The 16,840-nt window shown below is 68.2% G+C and carries 14 protein-coding genes; 5 read left to right on the top strand and 9 right to left on the bottom strand.

The window, feature by feature from the left end; genetic code table 11:
• Positions 1–383 precede the first annotated feature (383 nt).
• The 4 genes from CFB47_RS16730 to argS form a co-directional block, all read right to left on the bottom strand.
• A complete protein-coding gene (locus tag CFB47_RS16730) occupies positions 384–1,157 on the bottom strand; it encodes an SDR family oxidoreductase (protein WP_089441131.1) in 774 nt (257 codons plus the stop codon).
• A gap of 19 nt (positions 1,158–1,176) precedes the next feature.
• Entirely contained in the window at positions 1,177–1,815 is a 639-nt protein-coding gene (locus CFB47_RS16725) for a thiol:disulfide interchange protein DsbA/DsbL (protein WP_089441130.1), read from the bottom strand.
• A 69-nt stretch (positions 1,816–1,884) separates the two neighbouring features.
• The gene (locus CFB47_RS16720) at positions 1,885–2,790 is read right to left on the bottom strand and encodes an SPOR domain-containing protein (RefSeq protein ID WP_089461703.1); all 906 of its coding nucleotides are present in this window, start codon (positions 2,788–2,790) and stop codon (positions 1,885–1,887) included.
• Between the two features lie 92 nt (positions 2,791–2,882).
• Positions 2,883–4,679 carry an arginine--tRNA ligase gene (argS, locus tag CFB47_RS16715; RefSeq protein ID WP_089461702.1) on the bottom strand — a complete coding sequence of 599 codons (1,797 nt, stop codon included), beginning with the start codon at positions 4,677–4,679 and terminating at the stop codon, positions 2,883–2,885.
• Positions 4,680–4,879: 200 nt separating this feature from the next.
• On the opposite strand from argS, the gene CFB47_RS16710 reads away from it, so the two are divergent.
• Positions 4,880–5,203 (top strand): DUF1840 domain-containing protein, encoded by a 324-nt coding sequence (locus CFB47_RS16710; RefSeq protein ID WP_089426439.1) that lies wholly within the window; start codon positions 4,880–4,882, stop codon positions 5,201–5,203.
• A gap of 113 nt (positions 5,204–5,316) precedes the next feature.
• On the opposite strand, the gene metH is transcribed toward CFB47_RS16710, so the two are convergent.
• The 5 genes from metH to CFB47_RS16680 all read right to left on the bottom strand — a co-directional run bounded on the left by metH (position 5,317) and on the right by CFB47_RS16680 (position 12,428).
• Complete coding sequence (gene metH / locus CFB47_RS16705) at positions 5,317–8,034, bottom strand: methionine synthase (protein ID WP_179258954.1); 2,718 nt, start codon at positions 8,032–8,034, stop codon at positions 5,317–5,319.
• A 42-nt stretch (positions 8,035–8,076) separates the two neighbouring features.
• On the bottom strand, positions 8,077–9,144 hold the full coding sequence (locus CFB47_RS16700; protein ID WP_089441336.1) for a homocysteine S-methyltransferase family protein: 1,068 nt from the start codon (positions 9,142–9,144) through the stop codon (positions 8,077–8,079).
• A gap of 488 nt (positions 9,145–9,632) precedes the next feature.
• A complete protein-coding gene (locus CFB47_RS16695) occupies positions 9,633–9,890 on the bottom strand; it encodes a DUF3567 domain-containing protein (RefSeq protein ID WP_006477667.1) in 258 nt (85 codons plus the stop codon).
• Between the two features lie 254 nt (positions 9,891–10,144).
• Entirely contained in the window at positions 10,145–11,434 is a 1,290-nt protein-coding gene (locus tag CFB47_RS16685) for a DUF3108 domain-containing protein (RefSeq protein WP_089461834.1), read from the bottom strand.
• A 127-nt stretch (positions 11,435–11,561) separates the two neighbouring features.
• Complete coding sequence (locus CFB47_RS16680) at positions 11,562–12,428, bottom strand: IclR family transcriptional regulator (protein ID WP_011353357.1); 867 nt, start codon at positions 12,426–12,428, stop codon at positions 11,562–11,564.
• 167 nt (positions 12,429–12,595) lie between these two features.
• Here CFB47_RS16680 and CFB47_RS16675 point away from each other — a divergent pair, with 167 nt between their 5' ends.
• From CFB47_RS16675 to CFB47_RS16660, 4 genes are all read left to right on the top strand, one after another.
• Entirely contained in the window at positions 12,596–13,588 is a 993-nt protein-coding gene (locus tag CFB47_RS16675; protein WP_039346348.1) for a fumarylacetoacetate hydrolase family protein, read from the top strand.
• A 137-nt stretch (positions 13,589–13,725) separates the two neighbouring features.
• Positions 13,726–14,553, top strand: coding sequence for an enoyl-CoA hydratase/isomerase family protein (locus tag CFB47_RS16670; RefSeq protein ID WP_089461701.1), 828 nt, complete (start codon positions 13,726–13,728; stop codon positions 14,551–14,553).
• A gap of 88 nt (positions 14,554–14,641) precedes the next feature.
• A complete protein-coding gene (locus tag CFB47_RS16665) occupies positions 14,642–15,403 on the top strand; it encodes a PhaM family polyhydroxyalkanoate granule multifunctional regulatory protein (RefSeq protein WP_089461700.1) in 762 nt (253 codons plus the stop codon).
• A 24-nt stretch (positions 15,404–15,427) separates the two neighbouring features.
• Positions 15,428–16,654 (top strand): patatin-like phospholipase family protein, encoded by a 1,227-nt coding sequence (locus tag CFB47_RS16660; RefSeq protein ID WP_089461699.1) that lies wholly within the window; start codon positions 15,428–15,430, stop codon positions 16,652–16,654.
• Positions 16,655–16,840 lie beyond the last annotated feature (186 nt).

Raw genomic sequence — 16,840 nt, 5'->3', positions numbered from 1 at the left:
GATGCGGGCGCGGCCCGGAAGCGGACAGGGCCGGCGCGGCTGGCGAATAGCATACCGTCAAAGCGCGCGGCGCGTGAAAAAAGGCGCCTGAACGCGGCGAATTGGCCGAAAAACGGCTGCGTTCGCGACGGAACGGGTGTTGGGGCGGCGAGTGGGGCGGCGAGTGGGGCGAAGGAGGCGGCGGGCGGCGGAACGCTGGCGCCGGGGATGCAGGGCAGCGGCGCGTTGGGGATGGCGCGGGCGCGGTGCGGGCGTGTCGCGAATCGAAGCGTCGAAACGGCCAGGCGTCGGTGCGGAGAAGCGGAGAAGCGGAGAAGCGGAGAAGCGGAGAAGCGGAGAGACGGCCCGCGCAGCTTCACGCGGGCCCAGCGCTCACCGGTGCGTCAGTGCGCGCCCGCCTTCGGCTTGCGCGGTGCCTTCTCGAACAGGCGGTCGTACAGCCAGCGCGGCAACACATGCAGCACTTTCGCGACGACGCCCATCTGCCACGGAATCACGCGGAACGCGTGTTGCCGCGCGATCGCCTGGGCCGCACGCGCGGCGAAGCGATCGGCGTCCATCAGGAACGGCATCCGGTACGGGTTGTGCGCGGTCATCGGCGTGCGGATGTAGCCGGGCGCGATCGTCACGACGCCGACGCCGGCCGGCCGCAACTCGACGCGCAGCGCTTCGAGATACTTGATCGCGGCCGATTTCGACGCGCTGTACGCGCCGGAACCGGGCAGCCCGCGCACGCCGGCAACGCTCGCGACACCGACCAGCGTGCCGTGGCGCGTGGCCGTCATCGGGCCGACGAACGGCTCGAACGTCGCGACCATCCCGTAGTAATTGATGTCCATCACGTCGCGGAACGCCGCGAGATCGCCCTGGCCCGTGACGGCGCCCTGGCTGATGCCGGCGTTCGCGATCACGACGTCGGGGCAGCCGTGCGTCGCGATGAACGACGCGGCGGCCGTCGCGAGCGCGTCGGCGTCGCGCACGTCGGCGGAATAGACGGAGATGGACAGCTTCGGGAAGCGCCGCGCGAACGCCTCGAGGGCATCGGTGCGGCGCGCGACGAGTGCGAGCGTGGCGCCCTGGCGGGCGTATTCCTCGGCCATCGCGAGGCCGAGGCCGCTCGATGCGCCGGTGATGAAGACCTTCAGCGGAGTAGTCATGCCGGCGCGCGGGCGGGGATCAGAGCTTCTTGTCCTGAACCTGCTTCACGAGGAAGTCGAGCACCTGGGCGGTACCCGGGATGCTGTTCGTGTAAGCGGGGCCCGTCTTGTACTTGCCCTGGACGACGACCGTCGGCACGCCGTCGATCGCGTAGTCCTTCAGCAGCTTGGCCGACTGGTTCACTTCGCCCTGCACGCTGAACGAGTTGTACGCGTCCGTGAACTGCTTCTTGTCGACGCCCTGCGTGGCCAGGAAGTCGGCCTGCGCCTGCGGCGTCAGCAGGTAGTTCTTCTGCTTGTGGATCGCGTTGAAGATCGCCGGCGTGACCTTCTCGGAGATGCCGAGCGCGGACACCGCATAGAACAGCTTCGAGTGCGGGACGAAATCGTCACGGAATGCGACGGGGACGCGCTTGAAGTCGATGTTGTTGCCTTGCTTCTTCACCCAGGCTTCGATCGTCGGCTCGAATTCGTAGCAGTGCGGGCAGCCGTACCAGAAGAATTCGATCACCTCGACCTTGCCGGCCGGCGCGGACACCGGCTGCGGCGACTTCATCACCTCGAAGTCCTTGCCGGAGACCGGTGCGGCGGGCGAAGCCTGCGCGAGGCCGGCGGCCAGGCCCAGGGACAGAAGGAGCGTGCTAAGCAGTTTTTTCATGTTGTGAACGTCGAATCAGTTGCTCGGGTTACGAAACGTAACGGGTTCTGAGTGGGCTCGGCCGGTTGCTTACTGCTTCGTGAAACGAATCACCGCCGTGTCGACACCTGCATCGGACAGGCGCTGGCGAGCCGAGTTCATATCCTCGAATTTCGAGAATGGGCCGACACGCACGCGGAAATACGTCACGCCGCTGACATCGCGCTTCGACACCTTCGACTCGAAGCCCTGAAAGCCGAGGCGCGCGCGCTGCTGCTCGGCGTCGCCTTCCGTCTTGTACGCGCCCACCTGCAGGAAGTAGCCGGTATTCGCGTCGTTCGCGGTCGGCGGCTTTGCCGTCGCGGCGCCCGCGGCCGACGAGGTCGGCTTCGGCGTGTTCGCGGCCAGTTGCTGTTGCTGCTGCTTTTGCGCGGCCGCTTGCTGCGCCTGCTTCTGCGCGGCGAAGCGGGCGAGGTCGTCCTCGCCGCCTTGCTGCTGTTGCTGCTGCGCCTGCTGGGTCTTCTTCGGCGGCGGCGTGGTGTCGGCCGGCTTCGGCGCGACGGCCACGCCGTTGCTCGACGACGTGTTGGTCGACGCGGTCGAATTGTTCGAGCTGCCGGTGTTGTTCGAGCCGCTCGACCCGTTGGCCTGCGGCGGCACTTCGACGATTTGCGGCTCGGGCAGCAGGCCGCCCTGGGTCTGGTTCGCGGCCTGGCCGGGCGCGGTGTTCGGCGGCGCGGGCTGCGCGGCCTGCGGCACCGGCTGGCCCGGCGTCTTGCCCTGCAGCGCGCGGTTCGGATCGAACTGCTGCGGCTGGCTCGCGCCGTTGTCGGCCGGCGGCGGCGCGACCTTCGATACGAACGGCGACGGGGAACGCGTGATGTAGAGCGCCACCACCACGGCGATCGCGAGGCCGACGATCAGGCCCAGCACGATTCCAAGAAATGTCCCTCCGGCTTGTTTCGATTGCTTCGAAGTTCGGCGTGGTTGTGCCATTGCTTGAGTCACCTGCAAAAAGAATCGTGAAAAGGCTGCGACGGGCGCTCCAGCCGCAGCCATTCGCTGCCCGGTTCGGGCCGCTTACTGCCTTACATCTTCGCGGGCGCGGACACGCCGAGCACCGCCAGGCCGTTCTCGAGCACCTGCCGGGTTGCGGCGAGGAGTGCGGCGCGCGCATTGCGCGGCGCTTCGTCGTCGACCAGCACGCGCTCCGCATTGTAGAACGAGTGGAATTCGCCAGCGAGGTCGCGCAGGTAGAACGCAACGGCGTGCGGTGCCAGTTCGTTGGCCGCGTGCGTGAGCATGTCCGGGTACTCGGCCAGCTTCTGCATCAGCGACGCCGCTTGCGTGCTCGTCAGTTGCGACAGGTCGGCGCCCGGCAGCTGCGCGACGTCGACGTTGTAGCGCGACTTCAGCTCGTTGAGCACCGAGCAGATCCGCGCATGCGCGTACTGGACGTAGTAGACCGGGTTTTCGTCGTTCTGTTTCAGCGCGAGGTCGATGTCGAACACGAACTCGGTATCGGCCTTGCGCGAGATCAGGAAGAACCGCACCGCGTCACGGCCGCGCGTGATGGTCGCTTCGTCGATCAGGTCGGGCGCCGCTTCCTGGCCCGCCGCCGCGCCGCCCGACCATTCGATCAGGTCGCGCACCGTCACGTAGCTGCCCGCGCGCTTCGAGATCTTCACTTCCTGGCCGTCGCGCATCACGGTGACCATCTTGTGCAGCACGTAGTCGGGGTAGCCCTTCGGGATCCCGATGTGCAGGCCCTGGAGGCCGGCGCGCACGCGCGCGATCGTGCCGTGGTGGTCCGAACCCTGGATGTTGATCACCTTCGTGAAGCCGCGCTCCCACTTCGTCACGTGGTACGCGACGTCCGGCACGAAGTACGTGTACGTGCCGTCCGACTTGCGCATCACGCGATCCTTGTCGTCGCCTTCGTCGGTCGTGCGCAGCCACAGCGCGCCGTCCTGCTCGTAGGTCATGCCGGCCTTGATCAGCGCGTCGACCGTCTTCTCGACACGGCCTTCGCTGTACAGCGACGACTCGAGGTAGTACTGGTCGAACTTCACGCCGAATGCCTGCAGATCCATGTCCTGCTCGCGACGCAGGTACGTGACCGCGAACTTGCGGATCGCGTCGAGATCCTCGACGTCGCCCGTGCCCTTGACCGGCTCGCCGTCCGACGCGGCGACCGTTTCGCCGTTCAGGAAGTCGCGTGCGATGTCGGCGATGTATTCGCCGTTGTACGCCGCTTCCGGCCAGCCGGCGTCGCCCGGCTTCAGGCCGCGTGCGCGTGCCTGCGTCGAGATCGCGAGGTTGCCGATCTGCACGCCTGCGTCGTTGTAGTAGAACTCGCGGTGCACCGCGTAGCCCTGGCTCGCGATCACGTTCGCGAGCACGTCGCCGAGCGCGGCCTGGCGGCCGTGGCCGACGTGCAGCGGGCCGGTCGGGTTCGCCGACACGAATTCGAGCAGCACCTGCTTGCCTTTCTCGCGATCCGACGTGCCGAACGCGCGGCCCTGGTCGAACACGGCGGCGATCACCGCCTGCTTCGCGGCGGCCGACAGGCGCAGGTTGATGAAGCCGGGGCCGGCGATCTCGGCGGCTTCGACGAGGCCTTGCGCGCCCGGCTGCGCGGTGAGGGCGGCGACGATCTGCTCGGCGAGCTGGCGCGGATTCGTGCCGAGCGGCTTCGCGAGCTGCATCGCGACGTTGCACGCAACGTCGCCGTGCGCGGCGACCTTCGGGCGCTCCAGCGTGATGGCGGGGGCGACGAACGTGACGTCGGCGTTTGCCGCGTCGGCGCCTTTCAGCGCGTGTGCGACCTGCTTGACGCTATCCGCGAGCAGGGCTTCGAGGGTCTGTTTGTGTGCTGGCAGCATGCTGGTAGAAGGCTTCGTTGGTGGCGGCCGGAAACGCCGGGCCGCCGGCGCGCTTTTTAAGCGCGCGTTTCAGGGATCGCAGAATTTTAACAGGTGCTAATATGCCGCTCAGGCGGCCCGCGTCCGCGAGGCCGGACGCCGGTCTGCCGGCGTTCCCCAACCGCGCCGCGCAGGCACAACAAGATGAAAAGGGAATTGTCATGATTACGTTCAAGAGCAAGGCGGCACAGGATCTCGACGTGCTGAAGGATTTCGCCGTGTATGTGCTGGGTCTCGTCGGCAAGCAGCTGGGCGAGCGCGGGGTGATTACGCACGACGAGCTGGACCACGCGATCGCCAAGCTGGAAGGCGCGGTCGCGCAGGCGAAGCAGGAGCGCGCCGAGCACGCCGGCCATTTCCACGAGGACGAAGCCGACCACGCGCACCACGAAGTGCCGGCGAGCCTGGCCCAGCGCGTTGCGCCCTTCCTCACGATGCTGCGCGAAGCGAAAGCCGGCGAAGCCGACGTGCACTGGGGCTTCTGAGCCTGCTTGCCCGGCCGGTCCGAAAGGATCGAAAGGCAGAAAAGCCCGCGTTCGAGCGGGCTTTTTCTTTTGTCTGACGATAACGGGCGGTGGCGCGCCCGTCGAAGGGCCGATCAGAGCTGCGGCGCGAGCGCGCGGCGCGCGTCGTCGAGCGACAGCGCCATGCGCTGCGCGTAGTCCTCGAGCTGATCCTGGCCGATTTTGCCGACCGAGAAATACGTGCTGTCCGGATGCGCGAGATAGAAGCCCGACACGCTCGCGGCCGGCAGCATCGCCAGCGAGTCGGTCACGCTCATGCCGATCTCGTCCGCGCGCAGCACGTCGAACATGTCGCGCTTCACCAGGTGGTCGGGGCAGGCCGGGTAGCCGGGCGCCGGGCGGATGCCCGCGTACTTTTCCGCGATCAGCGCATCGTTGTCGAGCGTCTCGCCGCTCGCATAGCCCCACAGCTCGCGCCGCACGCGCGCGTGCATCGCTTCCGCGAAGGCTTCCGCGAAGCGGTCGGCGAGTGCCTTCAGCATGATCGCGCTGTAGTCGTCGTGGTCGGCTTCGAACTGCTTTTCCTTCGCGTCGACGCCGAGGCCGGCCGTCACCGCGAACATCCCGATGTAGTCGGCGACGCCCGATTCCTTCGGCGCGATGAAGTCGGCGAGCGAGCGGTTCGGCCGCATCACGCCGTCCACCACCGGGCGCACGCTCTGCTGGCGCAGGTTGCGCCAGGTCAGCAGCACCTCCGAGCGCGATTCGTCGCTGTAGATCTCGATGTCGTCGTCGTTGACGGTGTTCGCCGGCAGCAGCGAGATCACGCCGCTCGCGGTCAGCCAGCGGCCCTGGATCAGGCGCGCGAGCATCGATTTCGCGTCGGAGAACACGCGCCGCGCCGATTCGCCGACGATCTCGTCGTTCAGGATCGCCGGGTACGGGCCCGCGAGATCCCAGGTCTGGAAGAACGGGCCCCAGTCGATGTACTGCGCGAGCTCGTTCAGGTCGTAGTTCTTGAATACGCGGCGGCCGATGAACTTCGGCTTCACCGGCTGGTAGCCCGCCCAGTCGACCTTGGTCTTGTTCGCGCGCGCTTCGGCGAGCGTGACCATCGGCTGCGCCTTGCGGTTCGCGTGCTGGTCGCGGATGCGTTCGTAGTCGGACTTCAACTCGTCGAGGTACTTCGTCGCGCCTTCGTCGGACAGCAGGCTGGAGGCGACCGACACCGAGCGCGACGCGTCCGGCACGTACACCACCGGGCCTTCGTAGTGCGGCGCGATCTTCACGGCGGTGTGCACGCGCGAGGTCGTCGCACCGCCGATCAGCAGCGGGATCTTCTTCACGCGGAAGTAGTCGTCGCGCTGCATTTCGGACGCGACGTACGCCATTTCCTCGAGGCTCGGCGTGATGAGGCCCGACAGCCCGATGATGTCCGCGCCCTCGACCTTCGCCTTCGCGAGGATCTCGTTGCACGGGACCATCACGCCCATGTTGACGACTTCGAAGTTGTTGCACTGGAGCACGACCGACACGATGTTCTTGCCGATGTCGTGCACGTCGCCCTTCACGGTCGCGATGACGATCTTGCCCTTCGCGCGCACGTCGCCGCCCGCTTCCGCGAGCAGGCGCTTTTCTTCCTCGATGAACGGGATCAGGTGCGCGACCGCCTGTTTCATCACGCGCGCCGACTTCACGACCTGCGGCAGGAACATCTTGCCCTGGCCGAACAGGTCGCCGACGATGTTCATCCCGTCCATCAGCGGCCCTTCGATCACGTTGATCGGGCGGCCGCCGGCCGCGGCGATCTTCGCGCGCACTTCTTCGGTATCCTCGACGATGAAGTTCGTGATGCCGTGCACCAGCGCATGCGAGAGCCGCTTCTCGACCGGCTGGTTGCGCCACTCGAGGTTCTCTTCCTTCTTCGCGCCGCCTGCCTTGAACTTGTCGGCGATCTCGAGCAAGCGGTCGGTCGAATCGTCGCGGCGGTTCAGGATCACGTCCTCGACGCGCTCGCGCAGCTCCGGATCGAGGTCGGCGTACACGCCGAGCTGGCCCGCGTTGACGATGCCCATGTCCATCCCCGCCTGGATCGCGTGATACAGGAACACGGTGTGAATCGCCTCGCGCACCGGGTCGTTGCCGCGGAACGAGAACGACACGTTCGACACGCCGCCGCTCACCTTCGCGTATGGCAGGTTCTGCTTGATCCAGCGGGTCGCCTCGATGAAGTCGACCGCGTAGTTGTTGTGCTCCTCGATACCGGTCGCGACCGCGAAGATGTTCGGGTCGAAGATGATGTCTTCCGGCGGGAAGCCGACTTCGTTCACGAGGAAGTCGTACGAGCGCTTGCAGATCTCGGTCTTGCGCGCGAACGTATCGGCCTGGCCGGTTTCGTCGAACGCCATCACGACGGCCGCCGCGCCGTAGCGGCGGATCAGGTGCGCGTGGTGGCGGAACGCATCCTCGCCTTCCTTCAGCGAGATCGAGTTCACGATCGCCTTGCCCTGCACGCACTTCAGGCCCGCCTCGATCACTTCCCACTTCGACGAGTCGATCATGATCGGCACGCGCGCGATGTCCGGCTCCGATGCGATCAGGTTCAGGAAGCGCACCATTGCCGCCTTCGAATCGAGCATCGCCTCGTCCATGTTGATGTCGATCACCTGCGCGCCGTTCTCGACCTGCTGGCGCGCGACCGCGAGCGCCTCGTCGAACTGGCCGTTGAGGATCATGCGTGCGAACGCCTTCGAGCCGGTGACGTTGGTGCGTTCACCGACGTTGATGAAGAGCGTTCCGGACGTGACGTTGAACGGCTCGAGGCCGGCGAGGCGCATCATGTGATCGGTCATGGCGGTGCGAATTCTGGTGATGAAGGACGGGGGACGGTCGGGTCAGGCGTTGTCGCTGTACTGGTTCGGCCAGCGGCGCGGCTTCACGTCGGCGAGCGCCTTCGCGATCTCGGCGATGTGTTCGGGCGTCGTGCCGCAGCAGCCGCCCGCGAGGTTCACGAGCCCGGCTTGCGCGAATTCCTTCAGCAGGCCCGACGTGACGTCCGGCGTTTCGTCGAAGCCCGTCTCGGCCATCGGGTTCGGCAGGCCCGCGTTCGGGTAGCACGACACATAGGTATCGCACAGCTTCGCGAGCTCGGCGATGTACGGGCGCATCAGCGCCGCGCCGAGCGCGCAGTTCAGGCCGAACGTGAGCGGCTTCGCATGACGCAGCGAATTCCAGAACGCCTCGACCGTCTGGCCCGACAGGATCCGGCCCGACGCATCGGTGACGGTGCCCGAGATCATGATCGGCAGGCGCTCGCCGGTGTCCTCGAACAGTTCGTCGAGCGCGAACAGCGCGGCCTTCGCGTTCAGCGTGTCGAAGATCGTCTCGACGAGGAACAGGTCGACGCCGCCGTCGAGCAGCGCCTTCGCCTGCTGGTAGTACGACGCGCGCAGCTCGTCGAACGTGACGTTGCGCGCGCCCGGATCGTTGACGTCCGGCGAGATGCTGGCCGTCTTCGGCGTCGGCCCGATCGCGCCCGCGACGAAGCGCGGTTTGTCGGGCGTCGCGTATTGCTCGGCCGCTTGGCGCGCGAGCTTCGCCGATTCGATGTTCATCTCGACGACGAGATCTTCCATCTCGTAGTCGGCCTGCGCGACGGTCGTCGCGCCGAACGTGTTGGTCTCGACGATGTCCGCGCCGGCCGCGAAGTACTGGTCGTGGATCTCGCGGATGATCTGCGGCTGCGTGATCGACAGCAGCTCGTTGTTGCCCTTGATGTCGCGCGGGAAATCCTTGAAGCGCTCGCCGCGATACGCGGCTTCGTCGAGCTTGTAGCGCTGGATCATCGTGCCCATCGCGCCGTCGAGGATCAGGATGCGCGATTTGAGCAGCGCAGGCAGAGCGGCGCCGCGCGTGTAGGACGCGTCGAGCGGGACGGAAGCGGCGAGAGGAGTCGCAGACATGGGCGAAAGACCGGCGAAGACGGGAAAACCGTCATTGTAGCCGGTGCGCATGGGCGCCGCCCGCTAGGGCCTGTTCACGCTAATAACGGGCTTGCGCTGGCCACCAGAAGGGCCGAGCGCAAGGATTGCGACGAAGCGAATACTCAACGTATTCGCGAGGAGCATGACGCGGCGATCGGCCCTTCTGGTGGCCAGCCCCACGAATGAATTTTCCCGAACAGGGGAACGCGCCTTGCCGGCCGTATTGCGGCGTCGATCGTCGCTTGTTTGGCTCGGCCAAACGGCGCTCCTCACTCCTTGCACTACGACCGGCAAGGCGCGTTCGCAAGCCCGTTATTAGCGTGAACAGGCCCTAGCGCCGCGCCGGCCGGGCCGCCAAATGAAAACCCCCGCCGGCGAACCGGGCGGGGGCAGGATCGGAGTGCTCGCGGCGCCGCGTCGATGCGCGGCAAATGGCCCGGCCGCACGAGGCGCCGGGCCGCGGGTCGTCAGTGCAGCACGACGGGCATCATCATCAGGCTGTCGAATTGTCCGAGGAATTCGTCGACTTCATCGAGCGACGGTTCATCCTCGATCAACTGCTTCACGTGCGCGCGGAATCGTTCGGCAAGTTCGCCGTCGATGAAGATTTCGCGCTGCGCGTTCTTGTCGACGATTTCATATCCGCCGGCATTCATCAGGTGGTGGCCGGCCTGCGGCGCGAATTCGACGACGCAGTAGTTGGGGCTGTTGTAGATCATTTGCATGGCGGCACTCCTCTTCGCAGTGGCATCTGGCCTTGTTGTCCCCTAGGTGGGGCGAGCCTTGCCGGTTTCAAGGGGCTTGCGCTGCACACCCCGTTCCCGTTTGCGTGGGGTGTATCGGTTAGAAGCCGATGTCTATGAAACGTTTCCCATTGTCTGCCGGTGGACTGAAATAGTTGTTAAAGAGTGTCATCGGCCATTTCACGGAAATCTGTAATCGGTCGAAATTGCCGAATCGCGTGCATTCGCGCGCGAGTTCACTGTGTGACAGGCGATGTGACAGGCGAGGGCGCGGGCGGTGCAGCCGGTGGTGCCGGTGGTTGCACGGGAGCCGGCGGCGCGGGTTGGGCCGGTTCCGCAGCGGGAGCGGCCGATGCGTCGGGCGTCGGCGTACCGGCGGGCGCGTGCGTTGCGCCGCCTGCGGGTGCTGCGTCGGCCGGCGCGCTGGGCGCCGCGAGCCGGCCATGCCACAACAGCTCGATCTGCGCGCCGTTCGGTTCGGTCTGCACGAGCCGCGCCGGTAGCCAGCCGAGCGACGGCGCGAGCCACATGTCGATGCGGCGCGTGTCGCCGTCGCGTCGCGGCAGGCGCATGAAATGCCGCGCGCCGATGATGCCGGCCTGCGTCTGCACCTGCTCGTCGCCGATCACGGTGATCGGCCAGGTTTCGCCGCTGTTGTTGTCGATCACGAAGAACTGCTGCGTGACGCCCGGCTTGTACGCGGACGGATTGCCGCGCACGAGCCCCGACAGCTGCATCAGCATGCTGAAGCGGTCCTGCACGCCGTCGGGCAGCGGCGCGTTGTTCGGCGTGCGCGTGAACACGACCTGCCGGATCTCGCGGTTGAAGATCGCGATGTCCTCCGGCCGCTTGCCGCGCTTCTCGACGTAGCGCTCGGGCGCGACGCCGAACGCGTCGATGCGGCCTTCGCTGCGGTAGGTGAACGGGCCGACGAACGGCACGGGCATCGACACCGACAGGTCGTAGGTGTGCCCGTCGGTGCGCCAGTGGATCGTGCCGATCATGTTCTGCATGCCGTTGTAGAACGTGTCGTATTGCAGGTCGCCGGACGGCGGCGCGTTGAACTTCACGCCGTTCGTCGCGGGGCCCGGAGTCACGGTGGTGGCGGCGCTGGCGGCGCCGGCAGCCGACGCGGCATGCGCGCCCGATGCGGCAGGCACACCACTCGCTGCGGACGCGGCGGCCGGCGGCTCGCCGTGCTCGGCCGTTTGCGTCGACGTGAGGACCGGCTCAGGCGCGGGTTTCGGTGCGGCGGCCTTCGGGGCCGCCGGCGCGGGCGCGGCCGGCTGCTCGACCGGCTTCGGCGCGGGCGGTGCAGGCTGGCGTTCGATCGGTTGCGGTTTCAGCAGCTCGATCTGCACGGGGACTTCGGCGGGTGGCGGCGGCGTGAACGAATCGCGGTTGCGCATCAGCCAGAACGCGGCGAGCGCATGCAGCACCAGCACGATGACGAGCGCAATGCCCACGCGCAGCCAGTGGCGGGGCAACGCGTGACTCGGGCGGGTATCGGCAGGCTGCATGGGCATCGGGACAGGATCGGGGCGTTCGCGTGAGCTCGGGCGCGCGGCGCGCGCCACAGGAATCGGACTGTCGAATGCGCCGCACGTTCGCGCTGCGTGACGGGCAGGTGCCGGGGGGCGGTTACCGGAGGCGTCAGGCGTCGCGCGCGTCGGGACTATAGCCGAGTTCGTAAGACAGTTTCTGCGCGCAGGCGCGCAGCGCGGTGTCGATCTCGCCGCCCCATGCGATGTCGAACGAGCCTTCCTGGCCGAGCGCGACGATCGCGAGCGCGAGTTCGCCGACCGCATCGAACACGGGCATGCAGAACGCGTGGATCGTCGGCAGCAGCATCCCCTCGACGCGCGCGGCCTCGTGCCGGCGCACGTCGGCGAGCACCGCGTCGACCTCGTCGAGCGTGCGCGGGCCGCCGTGGTGCGGCGAGCGGCGCGTATCGGCGAGTTCGCGCTCGAGCATCGCGGCGGTCTTGCTGCGCGGCAGGTACGCGGCGAACAGCAGCCCCGTCGCGGAGCCGAGCAGCGGCATCACGTCGCCCAGCTTCAGCGACGCCTTCGCCGGGTGGCTCGATTCCATCCAGTGCACGATCGTCGGCCCCTGGTTGCCCCACACGGCGATGCCGACCGTCTGGTCGAGGCGGTCGCGGAATTCGGTCAGTGCGATCCGCGCGAGCTTCACGCCGTCGACGCGCGCGAGCCGCGCGAGCCCCATCTGCAGCGCGAAGCCGCCGAGTTCGTAGCGGCCCGAGACGGGGTCCTGCGACACCACGCCGAGCCGCGAGAAGCTGACCAGGTAACGGTGCGCCTTCGCAGGACTCATGCCCGCGCGCTGCGCGAGGTCGCGCAGCATCATCGCGCGCGGCTCGCTCGTCAGCACGTCGAGCAGGCGGAAGCCGACCTCGATCGACTGGATGCCGGAACGGACCTTCTCGCCGTGCTCGCCGGAAGCGGCGTCGTCGGTGTCGGAGTCGGCGAGATCGTCGTCGGGAAGCGGGCTGGCGGGCATGGGCGGCAGGGGCGCGAAAAGGCGGCAGGAAGCAGGCTGAAAAACCGGACTGAAAAACCGGGCCGAAGAATCGGGGCGAAAACGGCACGCACGATCGCCGCGCGCCGCAGGGATTCACCATCGTAAAATAGATTCCCTCCATCGTCACTACAACGCCAGAGTCCCCTATGAAACTTGCTTCGCTGAAGGACGGCACGCGCGACGGCCAGCTGATCGTCGTGTCGCGCGACCTGCACACCGCGGCGATCGCCGACGCGATCGCGCCGACGCTGCAGCGCGTCCTCGACGACTGGGCGTTCTACGCGCCGCAGCTGCGCGACCTGTACGACGCACTGAACCACGGCCGCGCGCGCAATGCGTTCGCGTTCGATCCGGCCAACTGCATGGCGCCGCTGCCGCGCGCGTTCCAGTGGGCCGACGGCTCCGCGTACGTGAACCACGTCGAACTCGTGCGCCGCGCGCGCGGCGCGGAGATGCCGCCCGAATTCTGGACCGATCCGCTGATGTACCAGGGCGGCAGCGACGATTTTCTCGGGGCCCGCGACGACGTCGTGTGCCCGTCCGAGGAATGGGGCATCGATTTCGAGGCGGAAGTCGCGGTGATCACCGGCGACGTGCGGATGAGCGCGACGCCCGACGAAGCGCTGAAGGCCGTGCGGCTCGTCACGCTGGTGAACGACGTGTCGCTGCGCAACCTGATTCCGGCCGAGCTCGCGAAGGGCTTCGGCTTCTTCCAGAGCAAGCCGGCCACCGCGTTCGCGCCGGTCGCCGTGACGCCCGACGAGCTCGGCGACGAATGGCGCGAAGGCCGCGTGCACCGGCCGATGATCGTCCACTGGAACGGCAAGAAGGTCGGCCAGCCCGATGCCGGCACCGACATGGTGTTCCACTTCGGCCAGCTGATCGCGCACGCGGCGAAGACGCGCAACCTGCGCGCCGGCTCGATCGTCGGCTCGGGCACGGTGTCGAACAAGGACGCGAAGCGCGGCTACTGCTGCATCGCCGAGAAGCGCTGCCTCGAGACGATCGAGCACGGCGCGCCGCAGACGGAATTCATGCGCTACGGCGACACCGTGCGCATCGAGATGTTCGACACGGCCGGCAAGTCGATCTTCGGCGCGATCGAGCAGTCGGTCGCGCCGCCCGACGGCGCGGCGTAAGTCGCGCGGCGCCCGCAGCGCTGCGCTTGCGCGAAACCCGGGCCCGGCCCGCGCGCCGGGTTTCGCCTGATGTTTGCCCGCGCGGGCTTGGCTACACTCGATTCAGGGGCGCGAGAGCCTCGAGCAAGGAGCAGCGCATGGCCGATCTCGCCGCGTACGGCGGTTACGAAGCACTGAAGGTGACGCGCCGCGACCATGGCGTGCTCGACATCGTGATGAGCGGCGAGGGCGCGAACCGCAGCGGCCTCGCGACCGCGAACGCACGCATGCATCGCGAGCTCGCCGACATCTGGCGCGACGTCGACCGCGATCCCGACACGCGCGTCGCGGTGATCCGCGGCGAAGGCAAGGGCTTCTCGGCGGGCGGCGACCTCGCGCTCGTCGAGGACATGGCGAACGACTTCGACGTGCGCGCCCGCGTGTGGCGCGAGGCGCGCGACCTCGTCTACAACGTGATCAACTGCAGCAAGCCGATCGTCTCGGCGATGCATGGCCCGGCCGTCGGCGCGGGGCTCGTCGCCGGGTTGCTCGCCGACGTCTCGATCGCCGCGAAGGATGCGCGCATCATCGACGGCCACACGCGGCTCGGCGTCGCGGCCGGCGACCATGCGGCGATCGTGTGGCCGCTGCTGTGCGGGATGGCGAAGGCAAAGTACTACCTGATGCTGTGCGAGCCGGTGAGCGGCGAGGAGGCCGAGCGGATCGGACTGGTCTCGCTCGCGGTCGAGCCGGCCGACCTGCTGCCGAAGGCCTACGAAGTGGCCGAGCGGCTCGCGCACGGTTCGCAGTCGGCGATCCGCTGGACCAAGTACGCGTTGAACAACTGGCTGCGCACGGCCGGGCCGACCTTCGATACGTCGCTGGCGCTCGAATTCATGGGTTTTGCCGGGCCCGACGTGCAGGAAGGCATTCGCTCGCTGCGCGAGCGGCGGCCGCCCGAGTTTCCCGGCGACGCGCCGTTCTGACACGCGCCGGCGCTCTGATCGATCCAGGCGCGGCTCGCGCGACGCATGGCGGCCGCCTCGCTCTCACCCAGTCAACCAGGATGCCCGTATGACGACCGATGCCTCCGGCTCCAACCCTTTCGCCGGCTTTGCCGGCTTCAAGCCCGCCGACATGATGGACCGGATGTGGGACATGATGCGGATGTCGCCGTTCGGCGGGATGACGTCGTTCCCGGGCGCCACGCAAGGGCTGCCGCCGTCGCTGTCGAGCATGTCCGACATGATGGCGCCGCTCACGAGCGTCGAGGAGCTCGACAAGCGGATCACCGATCTGCGCGCGGTCGAGCAGTGGCTGAAGCTCAACCTCGGGATGCTGCAGTCCGCGATCCAGGCGCTCGAGGTGCAGCGCGCGACGCTCGCGACGCTGCGTGCGTTCGGCGCGTTCGCGCAGAGCTCGATGTCGGCGGCCGAGGAAGCGGCCGTCGCGGCCGCGCATGCGGCGAAGCACGCGTCGGCGACGTCGAGCGATGCACCGCCGGCACCGGAGGCCGACGCGTCGGCGGCAGCGGCCGGCGACGCCGCGCAGCAGGCGTTCGACCCGTCGGGCTGGTGGAACCTGCTGCAGTCGCAGTTCAACCAGCTCGCGAGCCTCGCGATGGCGCAGCCGGGCATGCAGCCCGCCGCGCCGGGCGATGCGCCGCCGGACGCGGCCGCTGCGCCGGAGCCGGCTGCGAAGCCGGCACCGGCCGCCGCCGCGCCGCGCAAGCCTGCCGCGAAGCGCGCGAAGTCGGCCGGTGCGGCCGGTTCGGCCGCGGCACGCGCGGCCGCCGCATCGTCGCCCGAAACCCGTCCGCCGAAGCGTTCGACGTGACGCGGCGCAGGTAGCAGGTCGATCATGCGGCTCGCGCTCGTGCTGATGGGAGGCGGCGCACGTGCCGCCTATCAGGTCGGCGTGCTGAAGGCGCTGGCCGAGATCGCGCGCGAGGCCGATCCGCTGCGGCACACGCTGCCGTTCGCGGTCGTGTGCGGCTCGTCGGCCGGCGCGATCAACGCGACGTCGATCGCGAGCCACGCGGACGACTTTTCCCATGGCGTGCGGCGCCTGCTCGAATTCTGGGAGCCGTTGCGCGCCGACTACGTGTATCGCACCGACTGGCTCGGCATCGCGGGCGCCGGCGCACGCTGGCTGGCGACGATGACCTTCGGCTGGGCGGCCCGCCGTGCGCCGCGCGGGTTGCTCGACAACGCGCCGCTCGCACACCTGCTGCAGCGCGAGCTGAGTTTCCACCGGATCGAGCAGATGCTCGAGGCGCGCCTGCTGCATGCGCTCGCGGTGACGGCGCTCAGCTATTCGAGCGGGCGGCACCTCACGTTCTACCAGGCGGCCCAGCCGATCCAGGCGTGGCGGCGCGCGCAGCGCACCGCGCGGCTGGTCGACCTGTCGGCGTCGCACCTGCTCGCGTCGTCGGCGATTCCGTTCGTATTCCCGGCCGTGCCGCTCGTGCTCGACGGGCAGATCGAATACTTCGGCGACGGCTCGATCCGGCAGATCGCGCCGCTGTCGCCGGCGATCCACTTCGGCGCGGACCGGATCGTCGTGGTCGGCGCGGCCGACCCGCGGCCCGAGATTCCGGCCGCGAACGGCCACGGGTTGGTGCGCGGCTACCCGACGCTCGCGCAGATCGGCCAGCAGGTGCTCGCGAGCGTGTTCCTCGACTCGATCGGCTCGGACATCGAGCGCATCGAGCACATCAACCGGATGATCGAGCACCTGCCGCACCAGGTCGAGTTGGACAGCGGCTGGCGGCACGTCGACGTGCTCGCGATCGCGCCGTCCGAGCGCATCGAGCTGATCGCCGCGAAGCACCTGAAGCAGATGCCGGCGACGATGCGCGGGCTGCTCGGCGCGATCGGCGGCAGCCAGCCGGCCGGTGCGTCGTTCGCGAGCTACTTGCTGTTCGAGGAGGCGTTTACACGCGAGCTGATCGAGCTCGGCTACCGCGACGGGCGCGCGCAGCGTGACACGCTGTCCGGCTGGATCGCGCGCGCGGACGGCGGCAGCGCGCCGGCCGCCGGCATGCCGCCGGACGACGGCCTCGCGACCGGCGAAATACGGGTCTGATGCTTGCAGGAGAATGTAAGGTTGCGTTTTCGCGACGGTCGGCCGCGACCGATCGCCGCACCGCGATGGGCGGCGCACGACCGGGCAGGCGTCTCGGAACCGTCATGCACGCGTGATATCATGGCCGCCGCCGTATACACCATATCGAGCAGCCCGCCGATCCGGCATCCGCACGGGACCTTTCGG

Origin of the sequence: Burkholderia sp. AU27893 (assembly GCF_002223205.1) — a bacterium.
In the GTDB taxonomy this organism is placed as follows: domain Bacteria; phylum Pseudomonadota; class Gammaproteobacteria; order Burkholderiales; family Burkholderiaceae; genus Burkholderia.
Note: the sequence above shows the minus strand (reverse complement) of the source record. Positions and strands in the feature narration are given on the sequence as shown.

Coding starts and splice junctions, on each gene's coding strand:
- CFB47_RS16730 (WP_089441131.1), bottom strand. CDS start 1,157: ATGACTACTCCGCTGAAGGTCTTCATCACCGGCGCATCGAGCGGCCTC.
- CFB47_RS16725 (WP_089441130.1), bottom strand. CDS start 1,815: ATGAAAAAACTGCTTAGCACGCTCCTTCTGTCCCTGGGCCTGGCCGCC.
- CFB47_RS16720 (WP_089461703.1), bottom strand. CDS start 2,790: ATGGCACAACCACGCCGAACTTCGAAGCAATCGAAACAAGCCGGAGGG.
- argS (WP_089461702.1), bottom strand. CDS start 4,679: ATGCTGCCAGCACACAAACAGACCCTCGAAGCCCTGCTCGCGGATAGC.
- CFB47_RS16710 (WP_089426439.1), top strand. CDS start 4,880: ATGATTACGTTCAAGAGCAAGGCGGCACAGGATCTCGACGTGCTGAAG.
- metH (WP_179258954.1), bottom strand. CDS start 8,034: ATGACCGATCACATGATGCGCCTCGCCGGCCTCGAGCCGTTCAACGTC.
- CFB47_RS16700 (WP_089441336.1), bottom strand. CDS start 9,144: ATGTCTGCGACTCCTCTCGCCGCTTCCGTCCCGCTCGACGCGTCCTAC.
- CFB47_RS16695 (WP_006477667.1), bottom strand. CDS start 9,890: ATGCAAATGATCTACAACAGCCCCAACTACTGCGTCGTCGAATTCGCG.
- CFB47_RS16685 (WP_089461834.1), bottom strand. CDS start 11,434: ATGCCCATGCAGCCTGCCGATACCCGCCCGAGTCACGCGTTGCCCCGC.
- CFB47_RS16680 (WP_011353357.1), bottom strand. CDS start 12,428: ATGCCCGCCAGCCCGCTTCCCGACGACGATCTCGCCGACTCCGACACC.
- CFB47_RS16675 (WP_039346348.1), top strand. CDS start 12,596: ATGAAACTTGCTTCGCTGAAGGACGGCACGCGCGACGGCCAGCTGATC.
- CFB47_RS16670 (WP_089461701.1), top strand. CDS start 13,726: ATGGCCGATCTCGCCGCGTACGGCGGTTACGAAGCACTGAAGGTGACG.
- CFB47_RS16665 (WP_089461700.1), top strand. CDS start 14,642: ATGACGACCGATGCCTCCGGCTCCAACCCTTTCGCCGGCTTTGCCGGC.
- CFB47_RS16660 (WP_089461699.1), top strand. CDS start 15,428: ATGCGGCTCGCGCTCGTGCTGATGGGAGGCGGCGCACGTGCCGCCTAT.